This window comes from Halobacillus sp. (genome assembly GCF_049282395.1).
Classification (GTDB): Bacteria; Bacillota; Bacilli; order Bacillales; family Halobacillaceae; genus Halobacillus.
Map to the genome: position 1 here is coordinate 1 of NZ_JBAPTY010000185.1, position 16,838 is coordinate 16,838.

General features: G+C 40.9%; 12 protein-coding genes, 2 pseudogenes and 1 riboswitch. Of the genes and pseudogenes, 9 read left to right on the forward strand and 5 right to left on the reverse strand.

Translation table 11 applies throughout. The annotated features are described in order from the left end of the window. From WAM07_RS08450 to WAM07_RS08470, 5 genes and pseudogenes are all read left to right on the forward strand, one after another. Positions 1–381: pseudogene (locus WAM07_RS08450) on the forward strand (NADPH--cytochrome reductase); the annotation flags it as partial. 443 nt (positions 382–824) lie between these two features. Continuing rightward, complete coding sequence (locus WAM07_RS08455) at positions 825–1,046, forward strand: hypothetical protein (protein WP_089753749.1); 222 nt, start codon at positions 825–827, stop codon at positions 1,044–1,046. Between the two features lie 425 nt (positions 1,047–1,471). Further along, a complete protein-coding gene (locus WAM07_RS08460; RefSeq protein ID WP_422166044.1) occupies positions 1,472–2,029 on the forward strand; it encodes a methyltransferase family protein in 558 nt (185 codons plus the stop codon). A gap of 17 nt (positions 2,030–2,046) precedes the next feature. After that, entirely contained in the window at positions 2,047–3,552 is a 1,506-nt protein-coding gene (locus WAM07_RS08465; protein ID WP_422166045.1) for a phytoene desaturase family protein, read from the forward strand. A 138-nt stretch (positions 3,553–3,690) separates the two neighbouring features. Further along, the gene (locus WAM07_RS08470) at positions 3,691–4,683 is read left to right on the forward strand and encodes a sodium:calcium antiporter (protein ID WP_422166046.1); all 993 of its coding nucleotides are present in this window, start codon (positions 3,691–3,693) and stop codon (positions 4,681–4,683) included. 65 nt (positions 4,684–4,748) lie between these two features. On the opposite strand, the gene WAM07_RS08475 is transcribed toward WAM07_RS08470, so the two are convergent. Next, positions 4,749–6,890, reverse strand: coding sequence for an MMPL family transporter (locus WAM07_RS08475; RefSeq protein ID WP_422166047.1), 2,142 nt, complete (start codon positions 6,888–6,890; stop codon positions 4,749–4,751). A 159-nt stretch (positions 6,891–7,049) separates the two neighbouring features. On the opposite strand from WAM07_RS08475, the gene WAM07_RS08480 reads away from it, so the two are divergent. Next, complete coding sequence (locus WAM07_RS08480) at positions 7,050–7,682, forward strand: uracil-DNA glycosylase (protein WP_422166054.1); 633 nt, start codon at positions 7,050–7,052, stop codon at positions 7,680–7,682. Positions 7,683–7,828: 146 nt separating this feature from the next. Then, a pseudogene (locus WAM07_RS08485) lies at positions 7,829–9,510 on the forward strand (YndJ family protein). Between the two features lie 172 nt (positions 9,511–9,682). Here the strand turns inward: WAM07_RS08485 and WAM07_RS08490 are convergent. From WAM07_RS08490 to WAM07_RS08500, 3 genes are all read right to left on the reverse strand, one after another. Next, positions 9,683–9,787 (reverse strand): putative holin-like toxin, encoded by a 105-nt coding sequence (locus WAM07_RS08490; RefSeq protein WP_422166048.1) that lies wholly within the window; start codon positions 9,785–9,787, stop codon positions 9,683–9,685. 193 nt (positions 9,788–9,980) lie between these two features. After that, positions 9,981–11,021 (reverse strand): ribonucleotide-diphosphate reductase subunit beta, encoded by a 1,041-nt coding sequence (locus tag WAM07_RS08495; RefSeq protein ID WP_422166049.1) that lies wholly within the window; start codon positions 11,019–11,021, stop codon positions 9,981–9,983. A 15-nt stretch (positions 11,022–11,036) separates the two neighbouring features. Then, a complete protein-coding gene (locus WAM07_RS08500; RefSeq protein WP_422166050.1) occupies positions 11,037–13,271 on the reverse strand; it encodes a ribonucleoside-diphosphate reductase subunit alpha in 2,235 nt (744 codons plus the stop codon). 148 nt (positions 13,272–13,419) lie between these two features. Continuing rightward, positions 13,420–13,593: riboswitch (cobalamin riboswitch) on the reverse strand. A 258-nt stretch (positions 13,594–13,851) separates the two neighbouring features. On the opposite strand from WAM07_RS08500, the gene WAM07_RS08505 reads away from it, so the two are divergent. Continuing rightward, positions 13,852–14,538 (forward strand): class I SAM-dependent methyltransferase, encoded by a 687-nt coding sequence (locus WAM07_RS08505; protein ID WP_422166051.1) that lies wholly within the window; start codon positions 13,852–13,854, stop codon positions 14,536–14,538. 386 nt (positions 14,539–14,924) lie between these two features. Here WAM07_RS08505 and WAM07_RS08510 read toward each other — a convergent pair whose 3' ends face one another. Then, a complete protein-coding gene (locus tag WAM07_RS08510; RefSeq protein ID WP_422166052.1) occupies positions 14,925–15,785 on the reverse strand; it encodes an alpha/beta fold hydrolase in 861 nt (286 codons plus the stop codon). A 235-nt stretch (positions 15,786–16,020) separates the two neighbouring features. Here WAM07_RS08510 and WAM07_RS08515 point away from each other — a divergent pair, with 235 nt between their 5' ends. Continuing rightward, entirely contained in the window at positions 16,021–16,446 is a 426-nt protein-coding gene (locus tag WAM07_RS08515; protein ID WP_422166053.1) for a pyridoxamine 5'-phosphate oxidase family protein, read from the forward strand. Positions 16,447–16,838 lie beyond the last annotated feature (392 nt).

The following is a 16,838-nucleotide window of genomic DNA, read 5'->3' on the forward strand; positions in this document are numbered from 1 at the left end:
GGTCATAGTCTTGGAGAAGCGCATTTGTATTTCGGATGCAGACACCCGGAAAAGGACTTCTTATATAAGAACGAGCTGGAAAATGCAGTAGATAAAGGACTTATTACCCTTCATACTGCTTTTTCAAGAATAGAAGGAAAAGGGAAAGTTTACGTTCAGGATCGACTAGGGGAAGACGCATCTACCGTTCTTTCGCTGCTGGAAAGCGGAGGCTGCTTATACATTTGTGGTGATGGAAGTAATATGGCTCCCGCGGTCATAGAAAAAATTATAAAAAGTTACCAACACAAACACGATACGACTTATGAAAATGCAGTTGAATGGATAGAGAATCTTGAATTAGAAGGACGTCTTGCTAAAGATGTCTGGGCTGGTGCTTAATAAAAAACTCCCCCCACAGGGCAGCTAGCTGCCGGTGGGGGTTTTTTAAATAGGGTCTTTTAAATAACCCTGTTACTTGTTACGAATAAGACCCCGTTTGTGTAAGATTCAGTTTCGAGACTTTGGTGAGAGAATTAGGTCCTGCGGGGGAGGATTCGCTTTTTTTCAGTCCGTTGATGAACGGCTTATGTCTCGAATGTCTGGGTGATGCAACAAGACGAGTTGGTTCCCCCCGATAATAAACCATTCTCCTTATAACATTGAACAAAATCCTTTAACGGGGCCTTTAAATAAAATGATGAGGTTGCTGACTTGCTTATCTTAAGTAAGAACTAGTATTACAGAAAAAAGTTGCTTCATTATATAACTGGAGAAGCTCTTACGTGTAAGCGAGGGCCGCGCAGGGTATAACTAACCATAGATTATGTGGAAGAGGTGATTGGGTGTTTTATTCAGTGACGTTACAAAAAATCATCTTTTTAACCGGGATCGGAGTAATTATTGGAGCCATAGTCGGTTTCACTTCCGTGCTCGGGTTTGATTTGGATGGATCTGTTTTTGTTTTATCCATGTTTTTGAGTATTCTCAGCGTGTATGCAACAGCTATGTACGCAGAGCTCTATCATATCAGGGAAGCAATTAATAAACAGAGAAAAGAGAAGTAATAATGAAAAAGGCCGGTGCTTTTGCACCGGTCTTTCTTAATCTATAAAGCTCCAAATTAAAAGTGCTGAATATACCACAACAATTATGATCATAAGGATATAACTTTGTTTGTTCAGCGATTTAAAGATAATATAGAATGTAAGGAGAACAACCGCTATAATAAAGGTAGCATATAATATTTCCATTCGCTGTATTCATCTCCTTAGAAGTCAAAGAACTCTTTGAAGATAGAGTGCAGGGTATTTTATAGTCTGTTTTATCTATCATAAATTTAGTTTCTTAATCTTTCAAGCAGTTCGCAGAGAGTGTTCAACCGTTTAAGCGGGTTGGATTATGGGAAATGCTAGAGGGTAGCAGCTATGAAAAAGAAGAGGGGGAAATAGATGGCTATGAAGAAGCTTTATACCGGAAATAGTTCGGATACATGAGTACATTCGAAGCCATTTTTTTGCTGATAACTGCCCTGTGGGTCGGTGAATTCATTCTGTTCCGCAATCGTGGTTCTTCTAAAACTGAACATCTGGAACGCCAATCGTTCCCCCTTATCCTTATTGCCGTTATTTTGGCAGTAGCTTTATCACTCGTGATGCGCGAATGGAAAATAGGTGTAATTGCCTCTGAAACCCTGTGGTGGTTTGGTTTACTTCTTTTTACAGGTGGAGTTACTTTACGCTACTGGGGAATTATTCATTTAAACGAGCAGTTTACCAGGGACGTGTCTGTAAAGAAAGGTGATCGTCTAGTAAGCAGTGGACCTTATCGGAAATTACGGCATCCTTTATATACAGGACTGTTCTTTATCATCGTTGGTTTTTGTCTGGGAGTGGGGAATTTGTGGACAGCTATTCTTTGTGGTGGATTGCTGGCAGCCGCTTTACTACATAGAATTCGCATTGAAGAAGCCATGTTAACGCAAGCTCATGGAGAGATGTATCGAAGCTGGTGTCAAACAAGATATCGTTTGATTCCGTTTGTTTATTAAACGTGGAGGTGGAAGTGTTGAAACAGAAAACAGCGATTGTCGTAGGTGCAGGACTTGGTGGTATGTCTACTGCGATCCGTTTAAGCGGGGACGGATATAAGGTAAAATTAATTGAAAAGAACAGCAACCTTGGTGGTAAGTTAAATCGAAGAGAAGGAAAAGGCTTTACTTTCGATACGGGGCCTTCCATTTTAACCATGCCGTGGGTATTAGAGCAGTTATTTGAGAGCGTACACCGTAAGCTTGAGGATTACATAACGGTGGAGCGTGTGGAACCGCAATGGAGAACTTTTTTCGAAGACGGTACGCAGCTTGACGTAACAAGTGATCTGCCAAGCATGCTTGAGGAAATGGCAAAAGTTACGGATCGCCCGAACCGTAAGCTTACGGACTTTCTTTCTTATACACAGGATATGTATGAGTTATGTATGAAGAGTTTCTATAAGTATAGTATTCAGGACTTAAAAGATTTGAAAAGCCATCATAAGCTGAGTGAGCTTTTGAAAATGGATCCATTGAATACAGTAGCCAAGTCGACGCATAAGCATTTTGATAATAAATATTTGGAGCAGTTATTCAATTTCTTTGTGATGTATGTAGGTTCCAATCCCTACTCTTCTCCTGCCATTTTAAATCAGCTGGTCTATGTGCAACTGGGATTAGGCATTCACTACGTTAAGGGAGGAATGTATCAAATCGCAGAAGCCATGGGTCGATTGATGGATGAACTTCGCGTAGATATTCACCTGAACACTCCTGTTCAGCGCCTGGTGGTAGAAGGTGAGACAGTAGTCGGAGTTGAAACGGAAGAGGGAGTCATTCATGAAGCTGATGTAGTCGTATCAAACCTTGAGGCAATTCCTGCTTATCGCCGCCTGGCTCCGCAGACATCCAAAGTGAAAAAAGAAACAAAAACGCTTCAGAAGAAGTTTGATCCAACGGTATCAGGGCTTGTCCTGCTTCTTGGAACTGATAAGAAATTCGACGAATTAAAGCACCATAATTTCTTCTTTTCCGAAGATCCTGAAAAAGAGTTTAAACAGATATTTGATCAGGGCAAACCAGCAGATGATCCGACTATTTATATTGGAATTTCTGCAAGGTCCGATGAAACTCAGGCACCGGCGGGTAAAGACAACTTATTTGTATTAACCCATGTTCCGCCGCTGACTGATGGAAAACGTAAGCCGATTGACTGGGATAAGTATAGGGAAAGAGTCATAGAGAAGCTTGAAAGAATGGGACTCACAGGTCTAAGTGATTCTATTGAATTTGAATATCGCTTTACTCCGGAGGATTTAGAATCCTTATACGGACCTAATGGCGGATCTATTTACGGAATTGCTGCTGATCGGAAATCAAATGGCGGATTCAAAATTCCATCCAGAAGTCAGGTGTATGACGGACTATACTTCGCCGGAGGCTCTACTCACCCTGGAGGAGGCGTTCCGATGGTTACACTTTCAGGGCAGCTGACAGCCGACTTAATTAAAGAAGATGAAAAAAACGCAGTAAAACAATAATACGATATAAAAGCACACCAAGGCCGGCATTTTGCTGGCCTTTTTTTTACTGTTTAAGAACGGTAAGGAGAGGGAAAGGTGACAAAATGTTGCTGAAATAATTTATAAATGGAATGAATAGATGAAGGAGTTAATCGAATGAGTAATTGGTTAGTATTCGTATTATTTATCCTGTCAGGGATAAGTACATTTTTTATAGCCTCAAGACTCTCTGTATTTGGAGACGCTGTTAAAGAAAAAAGCCGGGCATCATCAACATTTATGGGAGCTATCATTGGAATAGCTATATCATTGCCTGAACTGACATCGAGTGTGACGGCTATTATTATTGACAGTCCTGATCTGGCTGTTGGAAATCTGATAGGAAGTAACCTTTTTAATATTATGGGGCTTGCTATCTTTGATATTGTTTACAGACGCTATCAAATTTTAACCCATGCTACCGTAGAAAGTAAGCTGTATGGCTGGCTGGTCATTCTTATGACGTTGATTGTCATGCTTGGATTGACTTTATCTTTACCATCGCAGATTTTTCATATCAGCTATACAGCAATAGCGACTATTTTAATCTATTTTATAGGATCAAAATTAATAAATGACCGGACAGAATATAAAGGCAGAAAAGTAAAGAGAGAGGACAAGAATAAAAAATACTCCGAATACACCTATAAGCAGGTATTATTCCATTTTATTGTGTCCGCTGTATTAATCATGATTATTGGGAGTGTTCTGACAATCACGGCGGAAAGGATTTCTTCTATTACAGGAATTGGTGCTTCTTTCATTGGAGCCTTTCTTGTTGCCATCAGCACATCGCTGCCTGATGCAGTCAGTGTAGGAACGGCTCTTAAGCTGAGAAATTTTAATTTAGGAATTAGTTCACTTCTTGGCAGTAATGCCTTTAATTTAATGATTCTAGCAATAACGGATCTCATGTACTTTAGAGGAAATCTTCTTCAAGGTTCAAGTCCTGCCAATATACTTACAGGAGCAGCATCGATTATATTTATCCTGTTGATTATCTTTAGTATTTCCAGGAGGAAAGCAAAAGCCTGGAACTATTTATGGCCTTCCTTCCTCATAATAGCAAGTTATTTTGTTACGACTTACTTTGTCTTTCAGATTAAATAAAAAAAGCGGCTGAGGAGCCGCTGTAAGCTGATCGAGGAACTTTAAAGTTCTTCGATTAGTTTTTTTTAGGTTTTTTCGGAAACTCTTTTACCTTTTTGGTTATGGCTGCTAAAAGGCAGCCGCCAATTCCAGTCACCTAAAAGCTTCATTAAACTAGGAACGAGTAGCAAACGTATAACGGTTGCATCTATAAATATAGCGATAGCAATACCTATTCCAATCTGCTTAACCGGGACGACACCGGTAAAAGCAAAAGCTCCTGTAATGACAATCATAATAAGAGCCGCAGAGGTAATGATTTTACTAGTGTTAGCAAGTCCCTCTATCGTTGATTTTGTATTATCACCTGTCTCCAGATAAAACTCGTGAATTCTTGAGATCAGAAACACTTCGTAATCCATACTTAAACCAAAAACAAGACTGAAAACAATAACGGGTAATATAAGGGCAATATCCGCTTCGTTCAAACCGAAGTGCCCCCCTTGAAAGAGCCATACAAGAATTCCGAAGGTTGAGGTAAGTCCAATCACATTCATCAGGATCGCTTTTAAAGGAATAATAATGGAACGAAATGCGATCATCAAGATGATGAACGTAGAAACGATAATGATTGCCAAAGTCAATCCGATCTTGTCGGAAATCTCCGTATAAATCTCCTGATTGAATTTTGGCTGGCCCCCAAACATCATGGAAACTTCCCATTCATCGTTCGACCAGTCCGTCATGAGCTCTTGAGCTTCGGAAGAGTTGGCTGCTACATTTAATTGAACAGGGATCATTAGCTGATCGCCTGAAAGGAACTGCTCTATCGCAGGGTCCAGCTGTTGTCGTGATGCAGACTGTTCCAAAGCGGATGATAGTTGTTCAGGGGAATTTATCTCGCTTGTGGTGTACAGGGTATCAACACCCGCTACAATCTCTGGTTCTGACAATTTTTCCTGAAGGTCTTTCATCTGTTTTAACCCATCTTCACCCAGCCATTTACCTTCTCGTTCAGCAATGATGTAAGCGGTGCTCTCTTCAGAGCCCATAAATGTTTCGTCAATGGTTTCAAAAGCTGCTCGAGAATCATAACTTTCTGGTAAGGCGTTAATCGTCGGGATAGATAAATTCATATTTGTTACAGGGATAACACCAATTATTAAAATCACTAAAGCAGAGAGAGAAATCAAGGCGGGATGCTTCATTACACCACGCGCAAATTTTCTCCATCTTGGTGTTGTATCCTTCTGGAAGGGGATTAATCTCCATTTGTTCACGTTTGCACCAAATACGTAAAGTAACGAAGGTAGAAGCGTTAAGGAGCACAGTACTGCCGCTACAATAACCACAGATCCTCCGATGGCAATATTCATAAAGATATCTACATCTATTACACTCATGGCTGCAAGACCGATGAACACACAGACAGCTGAGAAAATGATGGATCGTCCCGCTGTTTCGATCGTAGTCTTCAAGGCTTCGGCTTTTTCCTGCTTCAATAGTTCTTCACGATAACGGTTAATAAATAAAAGAGCAAAATCAATGCTGAGGGCCAGGCCGATCATAGGTGCAATATTCAAAATGAAAATGGACAACTGAGAATCCTGACCAATAAGGGCCAGAATGCCAAAGCCGACTACAATGGTGATTCCTCCGATGATTAATGGAAGAATAGAAGCAAGAGCTGTTCCAAAAGCGAGAATTAAGATGATTAGGGCTACCGGAAGCCCGATCAACTCCGCACGTTTTAGATCCTCCTGGCTCGCTTTATTAATATCTTCAGATATCACAGGGGATCCAGTTAGAGAAACCCCTTCTACCTCTCCGGTTATTTCTTCTACCTGTTGAATAGCTTCTTTCATATCTTCCGGCTCTTCTGAAAAATGGATAGAAGCATAAGCAGTCTTGTCATTCTGCATGGACTCATCATCAAGCGGTGACTGAATACGGGAGGCAATATCTAAATCCTTTATATCTTCTAATACGGAAGTGATGGTATCCTCTGATTTATTTTCAAATAAAAGTAGAAATGTCGATTCAGGAAAATCAAAGTCTTCATTTAATTTTTCTTCTACCTGTTCATATTCCCCATCTGTGCGAAACCCGTCGCCTTCTAATAAAGAAGGTAATTGAATAGCGAAATAACCCATAACTAAGGTTATCATGATCCAAAAAGCGAGCAGCCACTTGTGGGATCTTACGATAAAGGAGGAAATTTTACGCATGATCATCGATCTCCTTCAATGATTTTCTAGGATAATGGTCTCCTACAAATAATACTCCTTTTAACGGGGGTTGAAAACTAAAAACTTCCAGTGTGTAGGACATACATTTCCGTGGAATATAGGTATCAATGAGAAAAAAGGAAGGGACAGGTGTCATTCATGCAATTTCCGGAAGAATTAATTAAGGAAGCAAAAATAAGAATAGCAGGATTAGATGTTGAAGGTTTTGTCCTGGGGCAGGGAGATGAATTCGGTAAAATTATGATTGTCGGTGAGGCTCCAGGAGAAAATGAAGCCGTAAAAGGAGAACCTTTTATAGGCAGAGCGGGGGATGAACTGGATAAACAGTTAAATTATATAGGTTTAGAAAGAAAAGACGTTTATATTACAAGTGCAGTGAGAAGCCGCCCTTACAAATGGGTGAAGACTACCAAAAAAGGGTCAGGGGGACAAAGGAAAGCAAACCGGAAACCAAATCAAAAGGAGATTCTGGCTCATGCTCCTCTCTTGGATTACCAAATTGAGAAGATGGATCCTGAAGTGATCATTGCCCTTGGAGGTGTAGCATATGAACGATTGATGGGAAGAAAGGACAAAATCAGTGAACTGGCAGGGAAAGTAATTCGAACCCCGGTCATGCGGCTTGATCGTGAGAAGGAAAAATACGTGGAAACTGAAAAAAACTATCTTATTATCCCGCTCTATCATCCAGCCGCTGTTTTTTATAATCCTAAAATTAAAGAGGATATTTATGCATCACTGGATGAAATGAAAAATAACCTTAACTTATAAGGAGGATGTGCTTAAGGTTTTTAGAAATTTTAAATTGAGTAGAGAGGAAGAAGTGCATAGTGAGCGCCTCGTTTTTCTGTAGTAGAGCTAACCTTTCTGGGGCGGGGTTTGATAAAATATAGAAAAGAGGATGAAATGACCGTCCTATGATAGGGGGAGGAAATCTTGTGAAATATCCCGGAAGTTGGAATGCCCTGGCTGGAGCATTTTTATTTCTAATCTGGGTAATCTTTTTTCAAGGAAGCGGTATTGAGCTGGTCTTAGGTTTTGCATTTCTTGTACTTGTCCCCTTGTTACTGGAAGAAGCCGTTCAGAGTGCAGAGGGGAGCCGCCCGGAAAAATGGCTGTGGAGCGTGATGAGCTGCTCTTTACCTTTTTCAGCTGCAGGTATGATCGCCATTTCCCTGCCGTCAGGAAATGAAGCAGGGTGGTGGCCGTCTGGTTTTTTTATACACTTCTCATCGCTTTTGGGGGTTTCATGAGGTTGTTGGGAAGAGGGTTCGGACCTGTCGAAGAAACTGTCATTGATATTGGTTTGATTTACATAGCGGTTGGAGGAGGTTGGCTGGTATGTTCCAGTGCAGGATGGCCTGGTATCTTTCCATATTCAGAGACGATTCTTCAGCTCACCGTTGTTCACTATCATTATGCGGCTTTCGTGGTACCGCTGGTGACAGGTTTCTTTGGACGTTACCGTGCAGAATGTAACAGAATTAGAAAGAATTTTATGGTTACCCCGTACTTGTGGTTAGCAGCCGGAGTGATGGCGGGTCCTTTAATTACTGGTCCTGGTTTAAGTTTGGTGGCTCCTTTTACATCAATTACAGCAGGGGTTTATTTCCTTGTTCTGGTCTGGCTTTGTTTATGGTGGTTTTGGCTCTCTGTTTATTTTAAATTGTGGATTGGGATGGCTTTGCGTTCAGCATCTCTCCTTCTTTTAGGAACTATGTTGATTGCTTTATTCACTAGTTTGAACATCTGGTTAGAAGCTTATTGGCAGCAGTTGAATACAATCGTTGGCTATCACGGCCTGTGGATAGCGTCCGTTTTTTCCGTTTTATCTGCTTTGGCATGGCGCGGCGTTCATGCTCCAAAAAGGCATGCCTACACCGTTTTTCCTATTAGTCATATACGTGCTGAACGAGGTAGTATTAATCCTAAAATAAATTATAAACCTTGGGCAGCTTCTCATGAATATGTGACAGGACTTGTTCATGACTGGAGTCCTTTTAACAGTCGTCATTTTCATTCGGAATACATTGATGCACTGGTGAAAAGGTGGTTCCTACATACCGGTGACTTTCATGTTCAAGCATCTATTCAATGGGCAAGAGGATTTCGAACAATAGCCGGCCGGATAAGCCAATGGGGACTTCCGCCATCTGGATGTGTGGCACTTCAAGGAGAAGCTATATCTATTTCTGACTATAAAGATGGTCGAAACTTGGTGAGAGCGTGGATAACACGTAATAAACAAACAAAGGAACCGCTAAATACAGCTTTATATTCTTTTCATGAACATGCAGGTGAAACCTATTTTAATATAGGTTTCCCTGTACCGCGTGCAGTTCTGACGGTTATTGGACGGCTTGAGACAGATGGAAAAGGCGGGCTGCTTTTAGAAACCATGCGGCGTGAAGATGGCCGGGGAGATGAAGGAATCTACTTTACACTAGGGGAGTGGACGATGAGGCTTCCAGTACGAGGGATGTTTCACGTGAAAAAAGCGAAGACAGAAGGAGACTTGCTCGGGGATCTTTACTTGCGTCTTGGTTATATTAATCTTTTGCATATAGAATATCAGATGAAAGAAAGACGAGCCGGATAATACACCATAATACTGAGGGACCAATAGAAATAATAGATCGTTGCTTTTTTGCTTTCGGCTTACGCGGAGTGTGCTATAATAAAAGCAAATCAGGCCACAGCTGCGACTGTGACCTGATTGGATACCGTTCGTTTCTTTTCGGTTGAGGACCCTTTCACTTATGTGAAAGGGTCTATTTATTATTGTTCATTTTTATGATCAGCGCCAGGAGTGTAATGATAAATGTCCCGAACGCCAACATAACCATAAGCGCCTCATATGTGCTCATAACTGGCATCACTCCTTTTCTATCGCCACCTAACCCAATCCTTAAAGAACGGTATCTATATATAAGGATACCATATTTTTAATATAAACAAGAACATTTGTTCGCATTTAATGCAAAAATAGCCAGAACGTACCATATTTAACCACCTCAGGTCATCCATAATCTGGATGACCTGAGGTGGTTTATTTTTCCTTTTTTAGTTTTAAAGTTCGTCGAAGCCATTGGTTTCGGATACTTTAGTATACTGTCTGGATTTCTGTTCGAAGAAATCTGATTTGCCTTCGTCGACTTCCTGATAAGCTTTAATCCACTTTAAAGGATTTTCCTTATACTCAGGAAAAGGCTTTTCCGCCCCCAGTAAGCGGCATCGTTTATTGGCCATGAATCGAATATAATCTTCCAGGTCGCCGATCGGAATGCCAGGGAAGCGGTCTCCTATAATATGATGTGCCCATTTGATTTCAAGTTCCACCGCCTCTTGGAATGTATCTGTGACAAACTGACGGTGCTTTTTTTCGTCCAGCTGCGAGTTTTCACTTAATGTTTCATTAAATATCCGGCCAAACAGGCTTACATGAATCTGTTCATCTCTATTTATATAGTTGATCATAGTGCTGGTCGATACCATCTTATTGTTGCGTGCCAGATTATAGAAGAAAGCGAATCCTGCATAAAAGAATAAGCCTTCCAGGACAACATCGTAAACGATAGACTTTAAAAAGGTTTCTACAGAGGGATCATTCGCAAAAGCCTGATACCCATCTGTAATGAACTGGTTTCTCTCAATAAGGACATCATCGTGCTTCCAGTATTCGAAAATCTCTTCCTGTTCATCCTGATCCACAAGAGTCGATAATACATATGAATAGGATTGATTGTGTACCACTTCCTGGAAAGCTAATACTTGCATGAGCGCAGATAAACTCGAGTCAGTTAAATAATCGGCTATCTTTCCGGAGTAGTCCGTTTGAATAGAGTCCAAAAAGGCAAGAAGTCCAATGATTTTTTTGAACGTTGCCTGCTCCTGATCTGACAGGGTGCCCCATTGTTTTAAGTCATTGCTCATATTAATTTCATTGGGAATCCAAAAATTAGCCAGCATATTTTTATACATAGGATACGCCCAGGAATAGCGGGTGTCATCCCAGTTAAGTACGTTAGAGCTTCTGCCGTTAATAATGCCTGTAGAAGAATTAGGGGCATGGTGGTCAACTAGTTTTCGTTTTTGAATGGTTTCATTCATATGTTTGTCCTCCTTTTATGAAGAGCAGCTTTCGCATTCGTCGTATCCACCCTGACTTGAAGTGGATCTCGTGTAATAGGTGGTTTTTAAACCTGATTTCCACGCGTGGATATGCAGATCTAATAGTTCTTTAGCATGTATAGAATTTCGAACATATAAGTTAAATGAAATGGATTGATCAATATATTTTTGCCGTACGGCATTTTGCTGTATGCTTGTATGCTGGTCTATATCGTAAGCCGATTTATAATACCAGAACGTTTCCGGGCTGAGATCCGGGGCTGTTACCGGGATTTTATAATCCTTCTTTTCTTCTGAATAAAAACGTTTAAAGATTGGATCGATGCTCGCTGTACTTCCGGCAATCAGAGAAGTACTGGAATTAGGAGCGACGGCCATTAAATATCCATTCCGTATTCCATCTCTCTGAACCTTATCTTTTAAGGCATTCCAGTTCCAATCCTCATTTTGATCAAACGCCCGTTTAACAAAGAATTCTCCTGTAGACCAGTCAGATCCTTCAAATAAGGGATAACTCCCTTTCTCGGCTGCTAATTCGCTGCTGGCTTCAATGGTGTAATAGGCAATTGCCTGGTACACTTCTTCCGCATACTTCAAGGCTTGTTCAGATTCCCATGCTATTTTCTTTTGAGCAAGCAAGTGGGCCCAGCCAAAGGTGCCAAGACCAATGCCTCGGTAAGACTGATTTGTCATTTGAGCCTGCAGAACCGGGATGGTATTTTCATCAATCACGTTATCCAGCATTCTTACCTGAATGGATACTAGACGCTTTAAAACCCCTTCAGGTACGGCGCGGCCGAGATTAACACTAGAGAGATTACATACTACAAAATCCCCCGGATTTTTAACCGTTATAATTTTTCCTTCTTCTAAATATTGTTCTTCCTGAAGGGTTGGGCTCTGGTTCTGAGTAATTTCGGTACATAGGTTGCTGCAATAGATCATCCCTGCGTGACGGTTCGGATTCATTCGGTTTACTTCATCGCGGTAGAACATGTAAGGTGTGCCTGTTTCTAGCTGTCCTACCATAATCCTTTTCATAACGTCTATGGCAGCTACTTTTTCTTTCGATAGTTCCGGATGATTTACACATGCTTCGTATCTATCGCGGAAGGTTCCTCTGCCGCGCTCTTCATCATAAGCATCTTCCAATGAAAAGCCCATAACGTCACGAACTTCATGAGGATCGAATAAATACCAGTCTTCACGATTTTCTACAGCTTCCATAAACACATCTGGTATTGATACGCCGGTAAATAAATCATGGGTGCGCTGACGTTCGTCACCGTTGTTCAAACGGCTGTCAAGAAAAGGGAAAATGTCCTTATGCCATATATCCAGATACACGGCTATCGCTCCTTGACGCTGCCCGAGCTGATCTACACTGACTGCCGTATTATTCAACTGCTTCATCCAAGGTATAACGCCTGAAGAAACCCCTTTAAATCCTCGAATGTCACTTCCACGGCTTCTGATTTTGCCGAGATAAACGCCAATTCCTCCGCCGTGTTTACTCAAATTCGCTATGTCTGTATTGCTGTCATAAATGGACTGAAGACTGTCGTCTACCGTTTCTATAAAACAAGAACTTAACTGGCCATATCTTTTTCCTGCGTTAGCTAGAGTAGGGGTAGCGACGGTCATGTATAGATGACTTAAAGCCCAATAGGCTTCTTTTATAAGTCCCATCCGTACTGACTTTTTCTCCTGAGCCATGATTACCATCGAAATGATCATAAACCGTTCTTGCGGAAGTTCATATATGTCTTTGGACTTGGAACGTGCTAAGTATCGATCGCTTAAAGTTTTAAGACCAATATAAGTAAATAAGCGATCACGTTCAGGGGCAAGGATAGCTTCAAGTTGATTTATTTCCTCTTTGGAATAATCAGCAAGTAAGGATTTTGAATAGACTTCTTCATTCGTTAAAATCTCGATTAATGAATAAAATCCTTTATAGGCGCTCTCCTCCCTGCGGTTGTAAGCGGAATTTTTGTACATTTGTTCCAAGTGAATGCTGCTCGCGGCAAAGGTCCAATCAGGAGCTGACTCGTCCATTTCAGCCAAACACTCAAGTATTAACGCTTTGGATTTCTCTTCATCACTCATCTGACCTAGTCCAAGGCCCGGAACTTTTTTCAGGATTCGTCCCACATCCAACTGGGGAAATTCTTTTTGAATGTCAACTAGCTTCTGCTCCCATTCTGTTTGCATAGATTGAACGCTCATGTATTCGTACTCCTTTTTATTCCTAAGTAATTTCAGACATAAAAAAATCCGCTCACTTATTGAGCGGATGAAACCATAGAACGAGGCAAATAAACCATATGAAGACCTCATTCTATCGCTTCATCTTCTCAATCCCCGAAGAAGTTGAAACTTCAGCGAATAAAGACAGGTCTCCTGACTTACGTTCGATTCTACTATGGTCCTTCCCGTACCTGGGCACAGTGGATGATCCATTTCGCGAACGCTAACAGTTGCGGGGGCAGTTCCGGCTTTCTCCGGATTCCCTATTAAGCCTGATGGCATCTTTGATTCGCAAATACTATATATAGTGTTTTGTAGTAATTTTATTAGCTTATATTGTGTTTGTATCATAACCAAGATAAAAGGAATGTGCAAATGATTTGATAGTAAACTCCCTCTTCAAAACCCATATTATTCCACGAGGAAGCTTCCAGGACGCTCTTTTTCATCTCAAAAAATTTTCCAAAAATCAATTGCTTTATTATAATAAAGGTAATGAACACTCTATGGTGAACTATACAATAATAAAGGAAATAGATAAACAGGGGGATTCGAAAATATGGAACGAACATTTAATTGGCACCAGGAAGCCGCTAAACAATGGGATGAGCGGGCGGAGTTTTGGAATCAGCGTAGTCAGACGATGTGGGAGGAGGGAAGCCGTAAAACGATTATACCTTTACTGAAAAATCACCTTCCCACGGGTAACACTGTTGCTGATTTGGGCTGTGGAGATGGATATGGCTCTTATAAATTGTATAAGGAAGGGTACAAGGTCACGGGAGTAGATCTTTCTAAAGATATGATTGAACGAGCAGCGAAACGATTACAAACAGAAGGACTAAACTTTACGCAGGGAGATTTGACGAAGCTGCCTTTCGCTGCAGAAAGCTACGATGGCATCATGGCTATTAATTCTCTGGAGTGGATTGAAGTTCCTCATCAGGGACTTGAGGAAATGAAAAGGATCTTACGTCCGGGAGGCAAGCTTTGTATTGGAATACTGGGACCAACGGCCATGCCGAGGATGAATAGCTATCCAAGAGTATATGGTGAAAAAGTAATTTGCAACACGATGATGCCATGGGAGCTTGCTAAACTGGCTGAAGAAACTGGGTGGAAATATACGGGAGGTCAAGGGGTGTACAAACGCGGGGTTGATGAGAATCAAATCGCACATCTGGATGAAGATTTAAAGCAGGCCCTTACATTTATGTGGATTTTTATTTTTGAGAAGCAAAATTAAGTTAGTACAATCATAAAATCGCGGACTAGGCTCTGATCATAAAAAATACAACACTAAGCCCGCGATTCTGTTTTTTACCCTAAACAGAATCGCGGAATTAGTATGTGGTGGTAATTACGACAAAAAAAAGAGATTGAAAATTTCGTTAAAAGGAGTATGATAAGGAACAACGATTCATATAGTGATTCAATGAGGAGGGATTGCGGTGGTCTGGGTCCATGCAATATTTTCTATGCGGTATTTATTTATCGGGTTCTTTTCATTGACGGCGTTAAGCTTGATTACCTTCCAATCCGTAGCAATATTTCAAGCATTTCTAGATTTTTTTGAAATTTTTCATCGGAAATAAAGAAAAGAGACCGGCTTTCTCAGGCTGGTCTCTTTTTCTATTTGTTTGGCTTTTCCCAAAGAAACTCTCCAAGTAACCGATCTACCTCGGGATGCTCATGCAAACCAGAATGGGTGGCGGATTTGCCAAATACAATTTCTTCTCTGTAACTGCCAAAGGGTACAATTGACTTCATCGATCTTACACTTGAAGCATGTACAAGTCCGTCCCAATGCTCGCTCTCCTCTTCTGCTGGATTGATAACGCCAGCTATGACGAGTGTATCTACACCTTCAGGAAAGAATTCCTTTCTACGTAACATCGAATTCAAAGCTTCAGAATCCGGTTTTAGATCGTTAGCAGCCGGCCCTGAATGCACCTCAAAGTAACCTTCTTTATTAATTCCTTTATAAGGGCTGGCAATTACAGCTAATTTTTGCACTGCGGGATATTGGTCTTTCTGATAATGTAGCAAAAAGTTAGTGGCTGCCAATCCTCCCATAGAATGGCCAACAAGATTGATCTGCTGAATACCATGACGTTCTTTTAATCGGTGGAAGACTTCTTGCAGCCAGATAGTTTGCTGCTTTAGACTTGCACGATCATTCTCAAAAAGAACCTGGATAAATGGTTCCATGCTAGGTGGAAGACTTCCACTTAAGGTCACATGTCCTTGTCGGGATACATAAGCGACCATGCGCTTTGAGCCCACATTTTGCTGCTCAAGGCGATTCATCATCGTATTAAAGGTTCCCGGACCTCCTTTAAAGCCGTGCACGAAGACGGTGGGAGTAATTTCACCGTTTTTTTCTGAACTTGTAGGTTTAGAATTCGTTAAAAATATAAAAATCCCTAAAAGAAGGGAAGAAAGAAGAATGAGGATGAATTTCTTTTTACTACTGAACACATTCAAGAACATTAAGTTTCCTCCTGAAAATTACTATCGCTGAAATATAATAAAAAAATCAATAAGAGTCAATTATAAAAACAGCTTCACTTTAGCATACCCACTGTAGAGAAAGGGAAAACTACACCAAATTCTCCATTCCAAGCGCTATATGGTTTAGCAGCTAAATAACCTACTGGGATGTTTATATTTAACAACTGGAGGGGAAAACTGGAATTATAATCAGCTAGATGAAAGGAGAATACCATTGAATCAAGAAGAACTAAAGAAGAAAATTTATAACGTTATGGATCAGCATAAAGTAGGAACACTATCTACCGTAAAGAATAAAAAACCTCATGCCCGTTACATGACATTTTCAAATGATGAGGATTTCACATTCTTCACACCCACAGACCGAGATACTCATAAAGCAGAGGAAATCGAGGAAAACCCTCATGTTCATATCTTATTAGGCTATGAAGGTGAAGGTTACGGAGATACGTATCTAGAAGTACAAGGGCAGGCAAAGATCCGTGATGATCAGAAGATGAAGGACTGGTTATGGACGGAACAAATGGAGCGCTGGTTCTCAGGAAAAGGGGATCCAGATTATATTGTTCTTGAGATTATGCCGGAAACAATCCGTCTAATGAATGCAGACGGAGATACTCCTGAATCACTGGATTTATAATAAGCCGACAGATAGAAAAAGCATTTGAGATAACAATCTCAAATGCTTTTTTCTATTTCGATATGTTGTTAATTAACGGGTTATTAAAGTAAAGGCCCGGATAGTTGAAGACTCAGTTTCGAGATGATTCGGGTCCATTATGTTATATAGAGAATGGCTGGTGGGGAAATAACTCGTCTTGTTCCATCACCCAGACACTCGAGACTTAAGCCGTTCATCAACGGACGGAAAAACCACCATCCTTTTGATGCTCGGCTTATGCTGTTCGTGTCTTTCGGGGTGATTCCACATTTGAACACTTTCCTATGGCCCTACACGACGTAGGGTCGATCGACGTTGCCACAGGACGTGGCGACTTTAGTCGATCCTCCTTTTTGCCATGAGCTTCCTCG

Excerpts from the sequence above, each read along its gene's own strand:
- WAM07_RS08500 (WP_422166050.1), bottom strand. The coding sequence starts at position 13,271 with ATGAGCGTTCAATCTATGCAAACAGAATGGGAGCAGAAGCTAGTTGAC.
- WAM07_RS08495 (WP_422166049.1), bottom strand. The coding sequence starts at position 11,021 with ATGAATGAAACCATTCAAAAACGAAAACTAGTTGACCACCATGCCCCT.
- WAM07_RS08460 (WP_422166044.1), top strand. The coding sequence starts at position 1,472 with ATGAGTACATTCGAAGCCATTTTTTTGCTGATAACTGCCCTGTGGGTC.
- WAM07_RS08510 (WP_422166052.1), bottom strand. The coding sequence starts at position 15,785 with ATGTTCTTGAATGTGTTCAGTAGTAAAAAGAAATTCATCCTCATTCTT.
- WAM07_RS08490 (WP_422166048.1), bottom strand. The coding sequence starts at position 9,787 with ATGCCAGTTATGAGCACATATGAGGCGCTTATGGTTATGTTGGCGTTC.
- WAM07_RS08480 (WP_422166054.1), top strand. The coding sequence starts at position 7,050 with ATGCAATTTCCGGAAGAATTAATTAAGGAAGCAAAAATAAGAATAGCA.
- WAM07_RS08475 (WP_422166047.1), bottom strand. The coding sequence starts at position 6,890 with ATGCGTAAAATTTCCTCCTTTATCGTAAGATCCCACAAGTGGCTGCTC.
- WAM07_RS08470 (WP_422166046.1), top strand. The coding sequence starts at position 3,691 with ATGAGTAATTGGTTAGTATTCGTATTATTTATCCTGTCAGGGATAAGT.
- WAM07_RS08505 (WP_422166051.1), top strand. The coding sequence starts at position 13,852 with ATGGAACGAACATTTAATTGGCACCAGGAAGCCGCTAAACAATGGGAT.